Annotated in this window: 12 protein-coding genes; 8 read left to right on the forward strand and 4 right to left on the reverse strand. The window is 70.2% G+C overall.

The genetic code is table 11. The features are described from left to right. Window positions 1-65: 65 nt before the first annotated feature. The 3 genes from mfd to rlmJ all read right to left on the reverse strand — a co-directional run bounded on the left by mfd (window position 66) and on the right by rlmJ (window position 5,295). Window positions 66-3,536 carry a transcription-repair coupling factor gene (gene mfd / locus QQA12_RS05290; protein ID WP_226050117.1) on the reverse strand — a complete coding sequence of 1,157 codons (3,471 nt, stop codon included), beginning with the start codon at window positions 3,534-3,536 and terminating at the stop codon, window positions 66-68. Between the two features lie 183 nt (window positions 3,537-3,719). Further along, the gene (locus tag QQA12_RS05295; protein ID WP_054664133.1) at window positions 3,720-4,265 is read right to left on the reverse strand and encodes a GNAT family N-acetyltransferase; all 546 of its coding nucleotides are present in this window, start codon (window positions 4,263-4,265) and stop codon (window positions 3,720-3,722) included. 172 nt (window positions 4,266-4,437) lie between these two features. Beyond that, a complete protein-coding gene (gene rlmJ / locus QQA12_RS05300) occupies window positions 4,438-5,295 on the reverse strand; it encodes a 23S rRNA (adenine(2030)-N(6))-methyltransferase RlmJ (protein WP_056932349.1) in 858 nt (285 codons plus the stop codon). A 45-nt stretch (window positions 5,296-5,340) separates the two neighbouring features. Here rlmJ and creB point away from each other — a divergent pair, with 45 nt between their 5' ends. Both creB and creC read left to right on the forward strand, forming a co-directional pair. Next, window positions 5,341-6,033, forward strand: a complete 693-nt coding sequence (gene creB, locus QQA12_RS05305; protein WP_054664139.1) for a two-component system response regulator CreB — start codon at window positions 5,341-5,343, stop codon at window positions 6,031-6,033. Between the two features lie 567 nt (window positions 6,034-6,600). Next, on the forward strand, window positions 6,601-8,037 hold the full coding sequence (gene creC / locus QQA12_RS05310) for a two-component system sensor histidine kinase CreC (RefSeq protein WP_226050116.1): 1,437 nt from the start codon (window positions 6,601-6,603) through the stop codon (window positions 8,035-8,037). A gap of 25 nt (window positions 8,038-8,062) precedes the next feature. Here creC and QQA12_RS05315 read toward each other — a convergent pair whose 3' ends face one another. Then, window positions 8,063-11,077 carry an EAL domain-containing protein gene (locus tag QQA12_RS05315; RefSeq protein WP_226050115.1) on the reverse strand — a complete coding sequence of 1,005 codons (3,015 nt, stop codon included), beginning with the start codon at window positions 11,075-11,077 and terminating at the stop codon, window positions 8,063-8,065. A 214-nt stretch (window positions 11,078-11,291) separates the two neighbouring features. On the opposite strand from QQA12_RS05315, the gene creD reads away from it, so the two are divergent. The 6 genes from creD to QQA12_RS05345 all read left to right on the forward strand — a co-directional run bounded on the left by creD (window position 11,292) and on the right by QQA12_RS05345 (window position 16,614). Continuing rightward, window positions 11,292-12,620 carry a cell envelope integrity protein CreD gene (gene creD / locus QQA12_RS05320; protein ID WP_054664145.1) on the forward strand — a complete coding sequence of 443 codons (1,329 nt, stop codon included), beginning with the start codon at window positions 11,292-11,294 and terminating at the stop codon, window positions 12,618-12,620. Between the two features lie 5 nt (window positions 12,621-12,625). Further along, window positions 12,626-13,003, forward strand: coding sequence for a hypothetical protein (locus tag QQA12_RS05325; RefSeq protein WP_226050114.1), 378 nt, complete (start codon window positions 12,626-12,628; stop codon window positions 13,001-13,003). 15 nt (window positions 13,004-13,018) lie between these two features. Beyond that, the gene (locus QQA12_RS05330) at window positions 13,019-13,372 is read left to right on the forward strand and encodes a hypothetical protein (protein WP_226050113.1); all 354 of its coding nucleotides are present in this window, start codon (window positions 13,019-13,021) and stop codon (window positions 13,370-13,372) included. A 41-nt stretch (window positions 13,373-13,413) separates the two neighbouring features. Beyond that, on the forward strand, window positions 13,414-14,019 hold the full coding sequence (locus QQA12_RS05335; RefSeq protein WP_054664154.1) for a GNAT family N-acetyltransferase: 606 nt from the start codon (window positions 13,414-13,416) through the stop codon (window positions 14,017-14,019). Further along, complete coding sequence (locus QQA12_RS05340; RefSeq protein WP_226050112.1) at window positions 14,016-14,897, forward strand: carbon-nitrogen hydrolase family protein; 882 nt, start codon at window positions 14,016-14,018, stop codon at window positions 14,895-14,897. Before QQA12_RS05335 ends, QQA12_RS05340 begins: the two co-directional genes overlap by 4 nt. Window positions 14,898-15,051: 154 nt before the next feature. Continuing rightward, the gene (locus QQA12_RS05345) at window positions 15,052-16,614 is read left to right on the forward strand and encodes a M20/M25/M40 family metallo-hydrolase (protein WP_225546729.1); all 1,563 of its coding nucleotides are present in this window, start codon (window positions 15,052-15,054) and stop codon (window positions 16,612-16,614) included. Window positions 16,615-16,662 lie beyond the last annotated feature (48 nt).

Genomic DNA, 16,662 nt, shown 5'->3' on the forward strand with positions numbered 1-16,662 from the left:
GCCTGGCCGGGAGGAGGGCGGCTATTGTCCCCGCCGCCCCCGTTCCTGGCAAACCTCTCATCCGCTCACCCCGGGCGCAGGGTGGCCAGCAGTGCGCGGGCGGCGTTGAAGCGGTCCGCGCCTTCCGGCAACGGGTGGCGGATGCGCAGCTTGTCCGGGCCGTCCATCTGGTAGAGCCTGGGTTGCTTCTGGATCAGCTGGATCACCGCCATCGGGTCGATGTCGGGCTTGGCCTCGAACACGATGCGGCCGCCGTTCTCGCCCAGTTCCAGTTTGCGGATGCCCAGCGCGTTGGCCTGCAGCTTGAGCTCGGCGATGGCGAACAGGTGCTTGACCGGATCCGGCAGCAGGCCGAAGCGGTCGATCATCTCCACCTGCAGTTCGCGCAGGGCGGCGCTGTCGCGCGCGCTGGAAATGCGCTTGTACAGGGTCAGGCGCGTATGCACGTCGGGCAGGTAGTCCTCCGGGATCAGCGCCGGCACGTGCAGTTCGACCTCGGCGCCGCGCACTTCCTCGCCGGCGTCCAGGTCGGGCAGCTTGCCGGACCTGATCGAGCGCACCGCCCGCTCCAGCAGTTCGGTGTAGAGGCTGAAGCCGACCTCGGCCATCTGCCCGCTCTGGTCCTCGCCGAGCAGTTCGCCGGCACCGCGGATCTCCAGGTCGTGGGTGGCCAGGGTGAAGCCGGCACCGAGTTCGTCCATCGAGGCGATGGCATCCAGCCGCTTCTGCGCATCGGGGGTGATCGAGCGCTTGTCCGGCACCACCAGGTACGCATAGGCGCGGTGGTGCGAGCGGCCGACGCGGCCGCGCAGCTGGTGCAGCTGGGCCAGACCGAAGCGATCGGCGCGGTTGATGATGATGGTGTTGGCGTTGGGGATGTCGATGCCCGACTCGATGATGGTGCTGGCCAGCAGCACGTTGAAGCGCTGCTTCTGGAAGTCCAGCATCACCTTTTCCAGCTCGCGCTCGGGCATCTGGCCATGGGCCATGCCGATGCGCGCCTCAGGCACCAGTTCGGACAGCTCGCGCTGCATCCGGCCCATGCTTTCCACGTCGTTGTGCAGGAAATACAGCTGGCCGCCGCGCGCGAGTTCGCGCTGGAACGCCTCGCGCAGCTGCGCGTTGTCCCACTGGGTGACGAAGGTCTGCACCGCCAGCCGGTTCGGCGGCGGGGTGGCGATGATCGACAGGTCGCGCAGCCCGGCCATGGCCATGTTCAGCGTGCGCGGGATCGGCGTGGCGGTGAGCGTGAGCAGGTGCACGTTGGCGCGCATGGCCTTGAGCGCTTCCTTCTGGCGCACGCCGAAGCGCTGTTCCTCGTCGACGATGACCAGGCCCAGGTCCTTGAACTTCACGTCGGGCTGCAGCAGGCGGTGGGTGCCGACGATCACGTCGATGCTGCCGGCGGCCACCTTGTCCAGCTCGGCCTTGATCTCCTTGGTGGACTTGAAGCGCGACAGCACTTCGACCTTGAGCGGATAGTCGGCGAAGCGGTCGCGGAAGTTGCGGTAGTGCTGCTCGGCCAGCAGCGTGGTGGGCACCAGCACCGCCACCTGCTTGCCGCCGCTGGCGGCGGCGAAGGCGGCGCGCACCGCCACCTCGGTCTTGCCGAAGCCGACGTCGCCGCAGACCACGCGGTCCATCGGCTGCGACGACTGCAGGTCGCGCAGGGTGGCTTCGATCGCGGCCAGCTGGTCCGGCGTTTCCTCGAACGGGAAGCCGGCGGCGAACGGTTCGTACATGGCGCGGTCGATGTCCAGCGCCAGGCCGGCACGGGCCTGGCGCCGGGCCTGGATTTCCAGCAGTTCGGCGGCGACGTCGCGCACCTTCTCGGCGGCCTTGCGCTTGGCCTTGGCCCACTGCTCGCCGCCGAGCGAGTGCAGCGGCGCGGTTTCCGGCGAGGCGCCGGAGTAGCGGCTGATCAGGTGCAGCTGCGCGACCGGCACGTACAGGCGGTCGCCCTTGGCGTACTCGATCTCCAGGAATTCGCCGGGCATGCCGCCGACGTCCATCGCGATCAGCCCGCGGTAGCGGCCGACGCCGTGGTCCTCGTGGACGATGGGCGCGCCTTCGGTCAGCTCGCCGAGGTCGCGGATGATCGCCTCCGGCTCGCGCCCGGCACGGCGGCTGCGGCGCGGCTGGCCGGCGCGTTCGGGGAACAGCTGGCGCTCGGTGAGCACCGCCAGCGGCGGCTCGGCCAGGGCGAAGCCGTCGTCCAGCGGTGCCACGGTGATGGCGAAGCGTGGTGCGTCGGCGGCCAGGAACGCCGGCAGCCCCGGCACCACCGGCGGCCGCAGGTCGGCGGCCTGCAGCACTTCCAGCAGCGCCTCGCGGCGGCCCGGCGAATCGGCCGCAATCAGCACCCGGCCGGGATAATGGTCGAGGAAGGACTTCAGCGCCTGCCCGGCCGGAGCGTCCTTGGCCGCGACCGGCAACGGCGGCAGCGGCTGGTCGCCCAGCGCCTGCGCCTCGGCGATGCGCGGGTGCCCGGCCGGCCACACGTCCACCCGCGGCAGCCGGTTGAACTGCTCGCGCAGGCTGTCCGGCGACTGGTAGATCTCCTCCGGCGGCAGCAGCGGCCGTTCGATGTCGTGGCGGCGCTGTTCGTAGCGGCTGCCGGTCTGTGCCCAGAACGCATCGGCGGCTTCGCCCACGCCGGGCGCGACCACGGTCAGGAAGCCGGCCGGCAGGTAGTCGAACAGGGTCGCGGTGCGCTCGAAGAACAGCGGCAGGAAGTACTCGATGCCCGAGGGCAGCACCCCGGCCTTGAGGTCCTGGTACAGCGGGCTGCGGCGCGTGTCCACGTCGAAGCGCTCGCGCAGCGTGGCCAGTACCTTCGCCAGGCTGGCCTCGTCCATCGGCACTTCGCGGCCGGGCAGCATCTTCACCGCCGCGACCTTGTCCAGCGAGCGCTGCGATTCGGGGTCGAACTCGCGGATCGAGTCGATGTCCTCGTCCAGCAGCTCGATGCGCAGTGGTGCGTCGGCGCCCATCGGGTAGACATCGAGCAGGCCGCCGCGCACGGCGAAATCGCCCGGGTCCATGACCTGCGGCACGTTGCGGTAGCCGGCGCTTTCCAGGCGGCGCTTCTCCGCGTCCATGTCCAGGCGCTGGCCGACCTGCAGGTCGAAGCTGCCGCCGACGATGTAGCTCAGTGGCGCCAGCCGTTGCAGCAGGGTCTGTACCGGCACCACCACGATGCCGTGGGCGAGCCCGGGCAGGCGGTGCAGCGCGGCCAGGCGCTGGGAAATGATGTCCGGGTGCGGACTGAACTGGTCGTAGGGCAGGGTTTCCCAGTCCGGGAACGGCACCACCGGCAGCGTTGCGTCGTCGCCGAGCAGAGTCTGCAGGTCGGCGACGGCCTGGTGCGCGCCGTGGTTGTCGCGGGTGACCAGCAGCAACGGCCCGGCATGGGCCTGCGCGGCGCGGGCCACGTACCAGGCCAGCGCGCTGGTCGATGCGGGGGCGCGCCACCAGGCGCGGAGCTGGCCCGTGCGGGGCAGCGGCGGAACGGGGTAGGAGGCGTGATGCGGCATGAGACCGCCGATTTTACCGCAGTGCCGGGTGCCGGCCGTCAGGCCCGGACGTCATCGTCACGGTCGATGCTGCCGACCGGCGCATCGACCGGTGCGGCATGGGCCGGCGGCCGCCAGGCAGCGCGGGTACGCGACCGGCCGGGGGCAGCACCCCCGGTGGCCAGGTGTCGTACCGGCATGCCGTCAGCTGGCCAGTTCCAGCACCATGCGCACCAGGCCCGGGGTGCCGGACGGGTGCGGCACCTGCTTGAAACCCAGCGAGGCGGCCAACTGCAGCATCGGTTCGTTGTCCTGGGCGATGTCGCCGTACATGCGGTCCAGGTACTTGCCGCGTGCCCATTTGACCAGCTTGCGCATCAGTTGCCGGCCCAGGCCCTGGCCGGCAAGGAAGCGGCTGACGAGGATGGCGTACTCGGCGTCGCGGGTGCCGGGGATGATCGAGGCACGCGCCACCGCGCCGACCACGGCTTCGCCCGGCGGCAGCGGCTCGGCCGCGACCAGCGAGATCTCGGTCTTGGGATTGGGATGGGTCAGGCGCTGGGCGGTTTCGTCCGACAACACGTCGACGGCCTGCAGGAAGCGGTCGCGGACTTCTTCCGGTCCGAACAGTGCGAATGCGCCCTGCAGCGGGGCGCCGTCCTCGGGGCGGATGGGGCGGATGAGCAGTTCCCGGCCGCTGGGCGCCTTGAAGTTTTCATGCCACGGGGGCATGCGGTTGCGGGTAGCCATGACTTCGGTTCCTCGAGAGTCCGCCGATTCTTGCACCTGTAGAGTGAGATTCTGTGAACGTGATTCAACCGTGGGAACGCGGCGCTGTCCAGCGCAAGCGTTCTGCGCGGGCTCTGCCGGGCAGGGTCCGTCGTGGCGTGGAGCGCGGCGCCGGGCGCTGCGGTCGCGGGGCTCAATCCCCGTTTTTGATCCACTCCAGCCGTGTCGATGCGCCGGTTTCGCCCAGTTCGCGCTGCAGCACCGGCAAGGCCGGCGCCAGCACCTGGTCGAACTGCCAGGGCGGGTTGAGCAGCAGCATGCCGCTGCCGTTCAGGCGCAGCGGCGAATCGTCCGGGCGCACCATCAGTTCGGCCACCAGTGCCGATTTCGCCGGCAGCGCGGCGGCCTTGCGGAAGAAGGGCAGCAGGCTGCGGCGCTGCTTGATCGGGTACCACACCGCGCACTGGGCCTGTGGCATGCGCGTCAGGATCTCGCGCAGGGTGGCGATGATCTGCGGGTACTCGGCGTCCTGCACCTCGTAGGGCGGATCGACCAGCACCAGCGCGCGGCCGATCTTCGCGGCGCCGGCTTTGGGCGGCAGCAGGGCGCGGATGCTGTCGTAGCCGTTGGCGGCCAGCACCTGTACGCGGCGGTCGCGGGCGAACAGTTCCTTCAGCGCCGCGGCCTCCTCCGGCTGCAGTTCGCAGGCGGCCAGCCGGTCCTGCTCGCGCATGGCCTGGGCGGCCAACAGCGGCGAGCCGGGGTAGGCGATCAGCCCGCCCACCGGATTGTTGGCCTGGATCGCGCGCAGGTAGCGCTCGACCACGTCCGGCAGGGTCGGCGAGGCCATCAGCTGCAGGATGCCTTCGTCGGCCTCGGCGGTCTTGCGGCTTTCCTCGGCCGACAGCAGGTAGCGGCCGCGGCCGGCATGGGTGTCGAGCACGAAGAACGGCGCGTCCTTGCGCTTGAGCGCATCGATCAGCGCGAGCAGGACGATGTGCTTGAGCACGTCGGCGTGGTTGCCGGCATGGAAGGCGTGGCGGTAGTTCATCGGTGCAGTGTACGGGTGCCGCCCGGGGGCGGCTATGCTGGCGGCATGTCCGAACAGCCCGCCCGGGTACTCGTCGTCGAAGACGAGGCCGCCATCGCCGATACCGTCCTGTATGCGCTGCGCAGCGAGGGCCATGCCGCCGAGCACTGCGCGCTGGGGCGGCTGGCGCTGGAACGGGTGCGCGCCGGCGGCATCGACGTGGTGGTGCTGGACGTGGGCCTGCCCGACCTGGGCGGCTTCGAGGTCTGCCGCCAGCTGCGTACCTTCAGCCAGGTGCCGGTGATCTTCCTCACCGCGCGCAACGACGAATTCGACCGGGTGCTGGGCCTGGAGCTGGGCGCGGACGACTACGTCGGCAAGCCGTTTTCGCCGCGCGAACTGGTGGCGCGGGTGCGCGCACGGCTGCGGCGCCCGGCGCAGGCGCTGCCGGCCGAGGCCGGCTGGGTGCTGCAGGGCGCGTTCGCGATCGACCGCGAGGGCCGGCGGGTGCGCTACCGCGAGGCGCTGCTGGACCTGACCCGCTACGAGTACGCGCTGCTGGCGGCGCTGCTGCAGCGGCCGGGGGCGATCCTCAGCCGCGCGCAGCTGATGGAGCGTGGCTGGGACCATGCCAGCGACAGCGCCGACCGTACGGTGGATACGCACGTCAAGACATTGCGCGCCAAGCTGCGCGCGGCCGGGGCGGAGGATGACCCGATCCGTACGCATAGGGGCGTGGGGTATGCGCTGGATGTCTGACATCGCCGTGAGCCTGGCGCAGGCGATGCGACCGCCTTTGAGGCCCGTCTCCCTGCGGGGCGGGAAGGCATGGCCGGCGCACCGCTGGCGCGGGTGCCTTGAAGTACCTGCGCCGCAGGCATGGGTCGGGGCAGTGAGCGGAAGTCGGGTTGAGCGGCGGTGGCGTCGAGATGAAGCAAGAGCTTTCGCTCCCGCTTCGCGTGAGCGGGTTGCTTTTCTTTGCTCGTGCAAAGAAAAGGTAACCCAAAGAAAGCACGCCCTGCGTCCGCGCCCGACGCGCTGCGCGCACCGGGTCCACTCCGCCGGGGCTTTTCGACGCGACATCCATGTCTCGTCGAAAAACGACGTGCTCGCCCGCTTCGCGATCGAGTCCGGGGCAGGCGCCGCCAGGCGCCTGCCCGTCCGGCGGGGCGAAGCAGTGCTTCGCCTTTTTCCGCCGGACCCATGCACGTCGTCCTCTGGGTCTCTTCCGGCGGCTCCGTCGCTACGGAAGGGAGCCCGTAAGATCAACGGCCAAAGCAACGGCAAAGTCACGAGCCGCAGCAGGTTCGACCATGTGGGGTGGGCGTGCGCCTCGGCCTGAAGCTCTTTCTCGGCTTCTTCCTGATCGTCGGCATCGCCGCGTTCTTCGTGATGCGGGTGTTCGTCGACGAGGTCAAGCCGGGCGTGCGCCAGGCGATGGAGTCCACCCTGGTCGATTCGGCCAACGTGCTGGCGGTGATGGCCGCGCCGGACCTGAAGGCCGGGCGCATCGCCGATGGCCGCTTCGCCGCGCACATGGCGACCGCGCAGCGGCGCGACCCGCGGGCGATGGTGTGGCGCTTCCCCAAGCGCAGCATCGATTACCGGGTCACGGTGACCGACGCCCGCGGCATCGTCGTCTACGATTCGCGCGGGCAGGACGTGGGCCGCGACAACTCGCGCTGGAACGATGTCTACCGCACCCTGCGCGGCCAGTACGGCGCGCGTTCCAGCCCGGGCGCGCCGGGCGATGCGGACAGCACCGTCATGCACGTGGCGGCGCCGGTCTACGATCCGGATGACGGCCGCACCCTGATCGGGGTGCTGACCCTGGCCCAGCCCAACGACAGCATCGATCCGTTCATCACCGCCAGCCAGCGCGCCATCGTCGCGCGCGGCGCGTGGCTGATCGGCTCGGCGGCGCTGATCGGCCTGCTGATGACCTGGTGGCTGGCGCGCGGCATCGGCAGCCTGAGCCGCTATGCCAAGGAGGTCAGCGCCGGCGAGCCGGTGCCGCCGCCGAAACCGCGCGGCGACGAGATCGGCGACCTCGGCCAGGCCCTGGAGACCATGCGCCGCAAGCTCGAAGGCAAGGCCTATGTCGAGCAGTACGTGCAGTCGCTCACCCATGAGATGAAGAGCCCGCTGGCGGCGATCCGCGGTGCCGCCGAGTTGCTGCAGGAGCCCCTGCCCGAAGCCGACCGGCAGCGCTTCGCGGCCAACATCGCGCAGCAGGAACGGCGCCTGACCGAAACCATCGACCAGCTGCTGCGGCTGGCCGAGGTGGAGCAGCATGGCTGGCTGCAGCGGCGCACCGTGGTGGACCTGTCGATGCTGTGCCGGCAGCTCGCCGAGGACGCGGCGCCACGCCTGCAGGCGGCGCACCTGTCGCTGCACTGCGAGCTGCCCGGGCACGCCAACGTGCAGGGCGATGCGTTCCTGCTGCGGCAGGCGCTGGACAACCTGCTGGACAACGCCATCGCGTTCTCGCCGGAGGGCGGGCGGATCGGGTTGCGGCTGGAGGCCGGACAGGGCGGCTGGGAGGTGGTGCTGTCCGACCAGGGGCCAGGGGTGCCCGATTACGCACTGGAGCGGGTGTTCGAGCGCTTCTATTCGCTGGCCCGTCCCGGCAGCGGCCAGCGCAGTTCCGGGCTGGGCCTGCCGTTCGTGGCCGAGGTCGCGCGCCTGCACGGCGGCCACGCGTGCCTGCGCAACGGCCCGGCCGGCGGTGCGCAGGCCACGCTGTGGCTGCCGTCCGCCTAGGCCGGCACGCACCGGGCGGAGCTACTCAATCGGCCAGCGCCGGATGGTCTGCGCGCGGCCGGTCCAGGTGGTAGCCCTGCACCATGTCCACGCCCATCGCGCGCAGCATCTGCAGCGTTGCCTCGTCTTCGACGAATTCGGCCACGGTCAGCTTGCCCATGCCGTGCGCCACTTCGATGATGGCGCGCACGAACACCTGGTTGTCGCGCTCGCTGGGCAGGTCGCGGATGAACATGCCGTCGATCTTGAGCACGTCGGCCTGCAGGTTCTTGAGGTAGGCGAACGAGGAGAAGCCGGTGCCGAAGTCGTCCAGGCAGATCGGGCAGCCGGTGTCGCGCAGCGCGGCGATGAAGCGCGCTGCGTCGCCCATGTCCGAGACCGCCGAGGTTTCGGTCAGTTCCACCAGCAGGCGCCGCGGGGCGACGTGCTGCTGGCGCAGCTGGCCACCGATCCATGCCGGCAGCTCGGGGTCGTCGAACGAGCGCCCGGAAATGTTGACGGCGATGGCCGGCAGGTTGGGGTGCGTGGCCAGCAGGCTGATGCTGCGGCCGATCACCCAGCGGTCGATCTCCAGGATCTTGCCGCTCTTTTCGGCAGGCTCGATGAACTGCGCCGGCATGATCAGCTGGCCCCGGTTGGCCTCGTCCTCCATGCGGATCAGCGCTTCCAGGTGCGCCAGGCGGCCGTCGGCGGCATGGTGCACGCCCTGGAAATGCAGGCGCAGCAGGTCGTTCTCCAGTGCGTGCGCGATGCGGTCGTTCCAGGCCAGCCGGGTCGCCATCTCGCGCGAGCTGTCGCGGTCCGGGCGATACACGTTCCAGCGGTTCTTGCCGGTGTGCTTGGCCTGGTACATCGCCGCGTCGGCGTGGGCCACCAGGTCCTCGGCATTGTCGGCATGGGCGGGGAAGTGGGCGATGCCCAGGCTGGTGGTCAGGCGCACGGTGTGTTCGTGCAGGCACAGCGGCGTCTGCGCGATCCGCAGCACGATGCGTTCGGCCAGGTGCTGGGCATCGTCCAGGCTCGCATGCGGCATCAGCACGGCGAACTCGTCGCCGCCGAGCCGGAACAGGGTCTCGCCGCTGCGCACCAGGGTACGGATCTCGACCGCCATGCGGTTGAGCACCGAGTCGCCGGCGCGATGGCCGAAGGTGTCGTTGATGTACTTGAATTCGTCCAGGTCGAAGAACAGCAGCGCGGCCTGGCTGGGAATGCGTTCGGCGGCGTGGAAGAAGCGCGCCAGCTCGTCCTCGAAGCGGCGACGGTTGTACAGGCTGGTCAACGGGTCGTGCTGGGCCAGCCGCACCAGCTGCTCGGCGGTCTGGCGCTCGTGGGTGACGTCTTCCTGCACCCACAGCCGGCCGATGAAGTGTTCCTGCGCGTCGCGCACCGGGTAGGCGTCGTGCATGACGATGCGACCGTCGTGCAGGCGGATCTCCAGCCGCTTGTGCAGTTCGGGCGAGACCGTGGCCTCGTCCATGTGCCGGCGGAACTCCTGCGGGTCGATCATCAGCCGCTGCGACGCGTCCAGCCACTGCCCGGTGGTTTTGCCGACCACGCTGGTGCCCTCCGGGAAATCCCACATGGCCAGGAAGGCGGCATTGCAGTAGGTGGCGCGGTTCTCGTGGCCGACGAACAGGATGCCCAGGTTCATCGCGCCGAGCAGGGCCAGCAGGCGCGCACGTTCCTCCTCCAGCCGGGTCATGAACTGGCGGCGTTCATCGATCTCGGTCTGCAGTGCCTGTGCATGCGCGAACTGCAGGGCACGCTGCTGCACCAGCTCCTCGACCATGTCGTCGAACGCATCGGCCAGGTGCCCCAGCTCGTCGTTGCCCTGCATCGCGATCGGCCTGGGTTCGCGGCCCTGGCTCAACTCGTCCACCGCCTGGGTCAGGCGCGTGAGCGGTACCGCGAACAGCAGGCCGACCCGCCGGCGCAGCAGCCACATCGCCGGCAGCAGGCCGAGGATGCCGAAGCTGGACACCGCCAGCAGGCCCCACATCAGCACCCGGTCCACCCGTGCCTGCGGCAGCAGGAACACCTGGTACCAGCCCGGGCCGTGGATCTTCGACCATGCCACCCAGTGGCTGCCATCCGGCGAGCGGCCCACGCCGTGGTCGCCGCGGCCATAGGCGATCATCCCGTGCACCTGGGCCAGCAGCGGGTCGTCGAGCGCGGACAGCTGCAGCTGGCCGTCCGCGGCGGCGATGCGCCGGCTGAGCTGCGGGTGCGCGATCAGCGCACCGTCGGCGGCCATGACCAGCTGCACGCCGGCGCTGTCGTTCGTGGTGGTCCGGTCGATCAGGCTCTGCACCAGCACGTCGTGGCCGAGGGTACCGACCCATCGCCCCTGCCAGTCCAGCGGCTTGATCACCGACACCATCCAGGTATCGGCCTGCCGGTCCAGGTAGACCGGTGTCCAGAACACCTTGCGCTGCGGGTTGCGCCGCGGGTCCGAGCCGCGCATGGTCGGGTAGCCGGCGTTGGTGGCGCTGGCATCGGCGTTGCTGCCCCAGTCCATGCCGTGCGCGTAGACCATCAGGCCGTCTTCGACGAAGTCCATGTAGACCGAGAAGAACGGCGGCACCAGCGCCGGGCCCTGCTCGCGCAGCAGGTCGTAGGCGACCACCGCGCGCATCCTTGCCGAGGCATCCAGGCCCTGCGGCGGCTGGTGCAGGTACAGGGTGGGCGCGCGCTCGGGATCCACCTGCCCGGGCTGCAGCCGCCACAGGCCGTCGGGACTGCGCGCGAACAGCGTATCGAAGCGTGCCAGCGCGGCCTGCCGGTCGGCATGGTCAAGCCGCCACAGCAGTTCCCGCTGCAGGCGCTGCACACTCCGTTCGGCCTGCAGGAACTGGCCCTCGCTGGCCTTTGCACGCAGGTCGACGCTGCGCTGCGCCACCACCGGCACCACCCGGTCGGTGATCACCCGCATCGCCAGGTAGCCGAATGCGCAAAGCAGCAGCAGGAGGGCGAGGAACAGGCCCCATATGCTCAGGGACAGCCGGTGGATCAGCGAAGTACGCGACCTGGCATGCAGCACGTAGGGTTCCTTCGGGGAATGGCGGCGCAGCCAGAGGGGGCCGGGCGGCGGGGCAGCGCGGATTCATACTATGTCGCGGCCCGTGTCCGCAACCGGCCGTGGCCGCCGGCGCGGGGTGGTCGCCACGGGGCGCTTCACGCCCACTTCAAATTCGCCACAAACCCCGCCCATCCGCTGCCGCCACGCTGTACCCGTTTCCACACGAGGACGGGTCATGAATTCCCTGAAACTGCTGTTGCGCTTCGCCGTGGTCGGCGGGCTGGTGTTGCTGTTGCTGGTTCCGCTGCTGCTGATCCGCGGCACGATCGGCGAGCGCGAGCGTTACCGCGACCAGGCCATCGAACGGGTCGCGCAGAGCCGTGCCGGCGCGCAGTCGCTGATCGGCCCGGTGCGGGTACTGCCGTGGACCCAGCAGCGCGAGGTCGAGGTGGTCGAGGCGGGCGTGCGCAAGAGCGAGCTGCGGACCGAGCACGGCTATGACCTGCAGATGCCGCGGCAGTTGCGGATACAGGGCGAGCTGCGCCCGGACGAACGCCGGGTTGGCCTGTTCCGGGTGCCGGTGTACAGCTGGCACGCGCGGGTGCAGGCCGAGTTCGCCGATGCCGCCTATGCCACCGTGCCGGGCCGCGTCTACGGCCGCCCCTACCTGGCGCTGGGCATCGCCGACGTGCGCGGCCTGGTGGGTACGCCGAACCTGCGCGTGGACGGGCGCGCGCTGACGTTGCAGGCCGGTTCGCTGGCGCTGGAGGGTGCGTCCAAGGGGCTGCACGCCATGCTGTCGCCGTTGGGCCACCCCGACCAGGGCACCCTGGCCGAGGGGCGCAGGGTGGAGCTGGAGTTCGTGCTCGACGGCACCCGCTCGCTGTCGGTGGTGCCGGTGGGCGACGACACCCGCGTGTCGCTGGCCTCCACCTGGCCGCATCCGCTGTTCGGCGGCAGCTTCGCGCCCAACGAGCGCCACATCGATGATGCCGGGTTCAAGGCCGACTGGGCGGTATCCTCGCTGGCCTCGGCCGCACAGGAACAGCTGCGCCGCGACCTGCGCAGCGATGGCGGCGCGGTCGAAGCGCTGGAGGTGGCGCTGGTCGACCCGGTCGACGTGTACACGCAGGTCGACCGCGCCAGCAAGTACGGCATCCTGTTCGTGCTGCTGACCTTCGTCGGCTTCGCGCTGTTCGAGCTGATCAAACGGCTGAGGATCCATCCGCTGCAGTACCTGCTGGTCGGGCTGGCGCTGGCGATCTTCTTCCTGCTGCTGCTGAGCCTGTCCGAGCACATCGCCTTCTGGCAGGCCTACCTGGTATCGGCGGTGGCGTGCATCGGCCTGCAGGGTTTCTACCTCAGCGGGGTGTTGCGCAGCTGGGGCCACGGGCTGGGCTTTGCCACCCTGCTGACCCTGCTGTACGGAGTCCTGTACCTGCTGCTGGCGTCGGAGAACAATGCGCTGCTGATGGGCTCGCTGCTGCTGTTCGGGATCCTCGCGGCGATCATGTGGCTGACCCGCAAGGTGGACTGGTACGACCTCGGCGGCGGCCTGCGGTGAACCCGATGCGGCTCAGTACACGGTTGCTCCGGCGGCTGCGGCAAGGGCTGCCGCCGGGGCTGGCGGCAGCGGTGCTGCGGGTGGAGCAGGGCGCTGGCTGGTCCGCTTCGCCGCTGGCGGCACTGGGACTGGGTACGGCCCCGCGCCACGGCTGCCTGCGCCTGCAACTGGACGCAACGCTGGCCGAATGGATCCGCCAGCGCGGCGCCGAAGGCCTGCCCGCGCTGGACGGCGCGGGCCGCTGGCAGGCGCTGGGTCGTCGTGGCCTGCGCTTCAGGGCGGTGCTGCGGGAGCGCCAGGTGGTGGTGTGCGATGCCGTGCACCAGCGGCTGTGGCTGTTGTGGCGCGAACCGGGAACGGCCCGGTGCGCACGCGGTTACTGAAACTGGCACCGGGGCGTGATGCGTTTCCATCATGGACCGGCACTGTTCGCGACCGTCGTGCTGCCACTGCTGGCCGGCGCGTTGGTCGCCATCGAAGCGGGCCACAGGCGGGTTCCGGCCGGAGGCGCGGTGTTGTCGGTGTTGACCGCGATGGTGCTTGCGTTGGCCGTCGTCGTGCCGCTGGCATCCCGGTGCCCGGCATCACGGGATGTCACCCTGGCGATGCCACGGCTGCTCGCGCCGGAAAAGCGCCGGACCCTGAGGCGCACGACTGTACTGTGCCCCACCGTCTACCGGTTCAGGCGCGATGGTCGCGACGAATGCCTCGTCTCCGACGGGGATGGCGGCGCCTCGGTCGGCTGCGGTTGAGGCGTTGCTGCGCGGGAAACACGCGGCGCTAGAATTCCGCCATGGACGCCTCTCCCGCCATCGCCGCCCTGCGCGGCACCGACCTGCTGCCGGTACTGGACGACGTGGCGCGCCTGCGCATCCGGGTATTCAACGACTGGCCGTATCTGTACCAGGGCAGCCTGGACTACGAGCGCGACTACCTGGCCGCCTATGCGGCCACGCCGGATGCGGTGTGCGTGGTGGCGCGGGCCGGCGATGAAATTGTGGGCGCCTCCACCGGCCTGCCGCTGCTCGATGACGGCCCGGCGTTCCGCGAGCCGTTCGAGGCGGCCGGCATCGATCCGGCGCAGGTGTTCTATTTCGGCGAATCGGTGCTGCTGCCGGCCTGGCGCGGGCGTGGCATCGGCCATGCCTTCTTCGACGCCCGCGAGGCGCATGCGCGCGCGCTCGGGCGCTTCGCGATGACCGCGTTCTGCGCGGTGGACCGCGACCACGACGACCCGCGCCGGCCCGCCGGCCACCGCGACAACGACGGGTTCTGGCGCAGGCGCGGCTATGCGCGGCAGCCGGGCATGACCCTGCACCTGCGTTGGGACGAGGTCGGCCGCGGCGAGCTGTCGCACGCCCTCACCCTCTGGACCCGTGCATTGGAGCCTGCCGCATGAAGATCGCCGTTGCCCGCTACCGGATCGGCGCCCCGGTCGATTTCGACGCCTTCGCCGGGCGCCAGCGCCAGGAACTGGGGAGCGCGGCCGCGGCCGGCGCGCGCATCGCGGTGCTGCCCGAATACCTGTCACTGGAACTGGCGGCCACCTTCGACGCGGGCATCCAGCGCGACCTGGCGGCGTCGCTGGCGGCGATCCAGCGCTACCGGCAACCGTGGCTGCAGCTGTTCGCCGGCCTCGCCCGCGAGCTGGACATGCACGTGGTCGCCGGCACGTTCCTGCTCGACACCGGCCACGGCCGCTACCGCAACCGCTGCGACTGGCTGACCCCGCACGGTACGCACCTGTGGCAAGACAAGCTGCAGCTGACCGGCTTCGAGCAGGCCAGCGGAGTGATCGAGGCCGGCGACGTGCTCAAGGTGTTCGAGATTGACGGCATCCGTGCCGGCGTGGCGGTCTGCTACGACAGCGAGTTCCCGCTGCCGGTGCGTGCCCAGCACGAAGCCGGCGCGCGCCTGCTGGTGGTGCCCAGCTGCACCGACACCGAAGCCGGCGCCACCCGCGTGCGCGTGGGCTGCCTGGCGCGGGCGCTGGAGAACCGCATGTTCGTCGCGCAGGCGGTGACCGCCGGCATGGCCGGCTGGAGCCCGGCGCTGGACGTCAATACCGGCGAGGCGACGGTGTATGCGCCGATGGACCGCGGCTTCCCCGACGACGGCGTGCTGGCGCGGACCGCTGATGGCCAGCCCTGGGCGATGGCAGAACTGGATTTCGCCGCCTTCGAGGCCAGCCGTGCACACGCGCAGGTGGCCAACGACCGCGACTGGCCGGGGCAGTGGCGGCCGCTGCTGCAACGCGCCGTGGTATCACCGGGCTGAGCCCGCGCCTATGGTGCGCAGGCCCGCTGCCCATGCGCGACCATGACCATTGGCCGGCTCGGCCGCTCCCGGCGCTGGCTAGACTCGGGCCTTTGTCGTGATCGGCCGCGGGCCGGGGGAAATGATGATCAAGCGGTGCTTGCTGGTACTGGGCATGGGGCTGGCGTTCGCCGGTGGCGCGGGCGCGACCGAGCAGGTGGACCTGGACATGGTGGGCAAGATCCGCCAGGAGGCGTTCCACCGCTCGCAGGTGATGGACACCTTTTCCTACCTCACCGAGAGCATCGGGCCGCGCCTGACCAATTCGCCGGCCATGATCCGGGCCAACGCCTGGACCCGGCAGAAATTCGGCGAATGGGGGCTGACCAGCGTGCATGACGAGGCGTTCGACGACTTCGGCCGCGGCTGGGAGTTCGAGTCGGCCAGCGTGGAGATGCTGGAGCCACGCCTGACCCAGCTGTATGCGCTGCCCAAGGCGTGGACGCCGGGCACCCAGGGCACGGTCGAAGGCGAAGTGGTCAAGGTCGACATCAAGAAGCTTGCCGACCTGGAAAAATACAAGGGCAAGCTGCGTGGCAAGATCCTGCTGCTGGGCGACGCGCGCGAGTACAAGCGCGGCATCGAAGCCGACTCGCACCGGCATGACGCCACCTCGCTGGAGGGGCTGCAGGAATTCACCATTCCCAAATCCGCGGACAAGGACCGTGCCAAGCGGGTCAAGGAGTACGCCGAGCGCCAGGAACTGGTGCGCGCCACCAACGCCTTCCTTGCCGAAGAGGGCGCGCTGGCCTCGATCAGCATCAGCGGCTGGGACAACGGCATCATCCGTGTCGGCGGCGGCGGTTCGCGCAAGGCCGGCGAGCCGGTGGGCATCCCCGAACTGGCGATGATCGCCGAGCACTACAACCAGCTGGCGCGCGCGCTCGAGCGCAAGCAGCCGGTGAAGCTGCGGATCAACGTCGATGCACGTTTCACCGACGAGGCCGACCAGCCGGGCCACAACACCATCGCCGAGATCCGCGGCGGCGGCAAGGCCGACGAGATCGTGATGCTCGGCGCGCACATGGACTCCTGGCACACCGGCACCGGCGCGGCCGACAACGCCGCCGGCGTGGCGGTGATGATGGAAGCCATGCGCATCCTCAAGGCGGTGGGCGCCAAGCCCCGGCGCACCATCCGCGTGGCGCTGTGGAGCGGCGAGGAGCAGGGCCTGATCGGTTCGCAGGCGTATGTGGCAAGGCACTTCGCGCACTATCCCGAGCCGACCGATCCGGCGCAGAAGGCGCTGCCTGCCTCGCTGCGCGCGCCCACCGGCCCGCTGCAGAAGCTGCGCGACTACGAGAAGTTCTCGGTGTACTTCAACATGGACAACGGCTCGGGCCGCTTCCGTGGCATCTACGCCCAGGAGAACATCGCCGCGATGCCGATCTTCGAGGCCTGGCTGAAGCCGTTCAACGACGTCGGCGCCGCCACCGTGGCCAGCCGCAACACCGGCAGCACCGACCACATCAGCTTCGACCGGGTCGGCCTGCCGGGCTTCCAGTTCATCCAGGACCGGCTGGACTACTTCAGCAACGTCCACCACAGCAACCTGGATACCTGGGACCACGCCGAGGCCGAAGACCTGAAGCAGGCCGCGGCGATCGTCGCCGCGTTCGCCTACAACGCCGCCATGCGCGAAGAGAAGATGCCGCGCAAGCCGCTGCTGGAAGACTGACCCACGCACCACTGCCGGAAACGACAAGGGGCCGCATCGCGGCCCCTT

This window comes from Stenotrophomonas sp. 17(2023) (genome assembly GCF_030345315.1).
GTDB lineage: Bacteria > Pseudomonadota > Gammaproteobacteria > Xanthomonadales > Xanthomonadaceae > Stenotrophomonas > Stenotrophomonas acidaminiphila.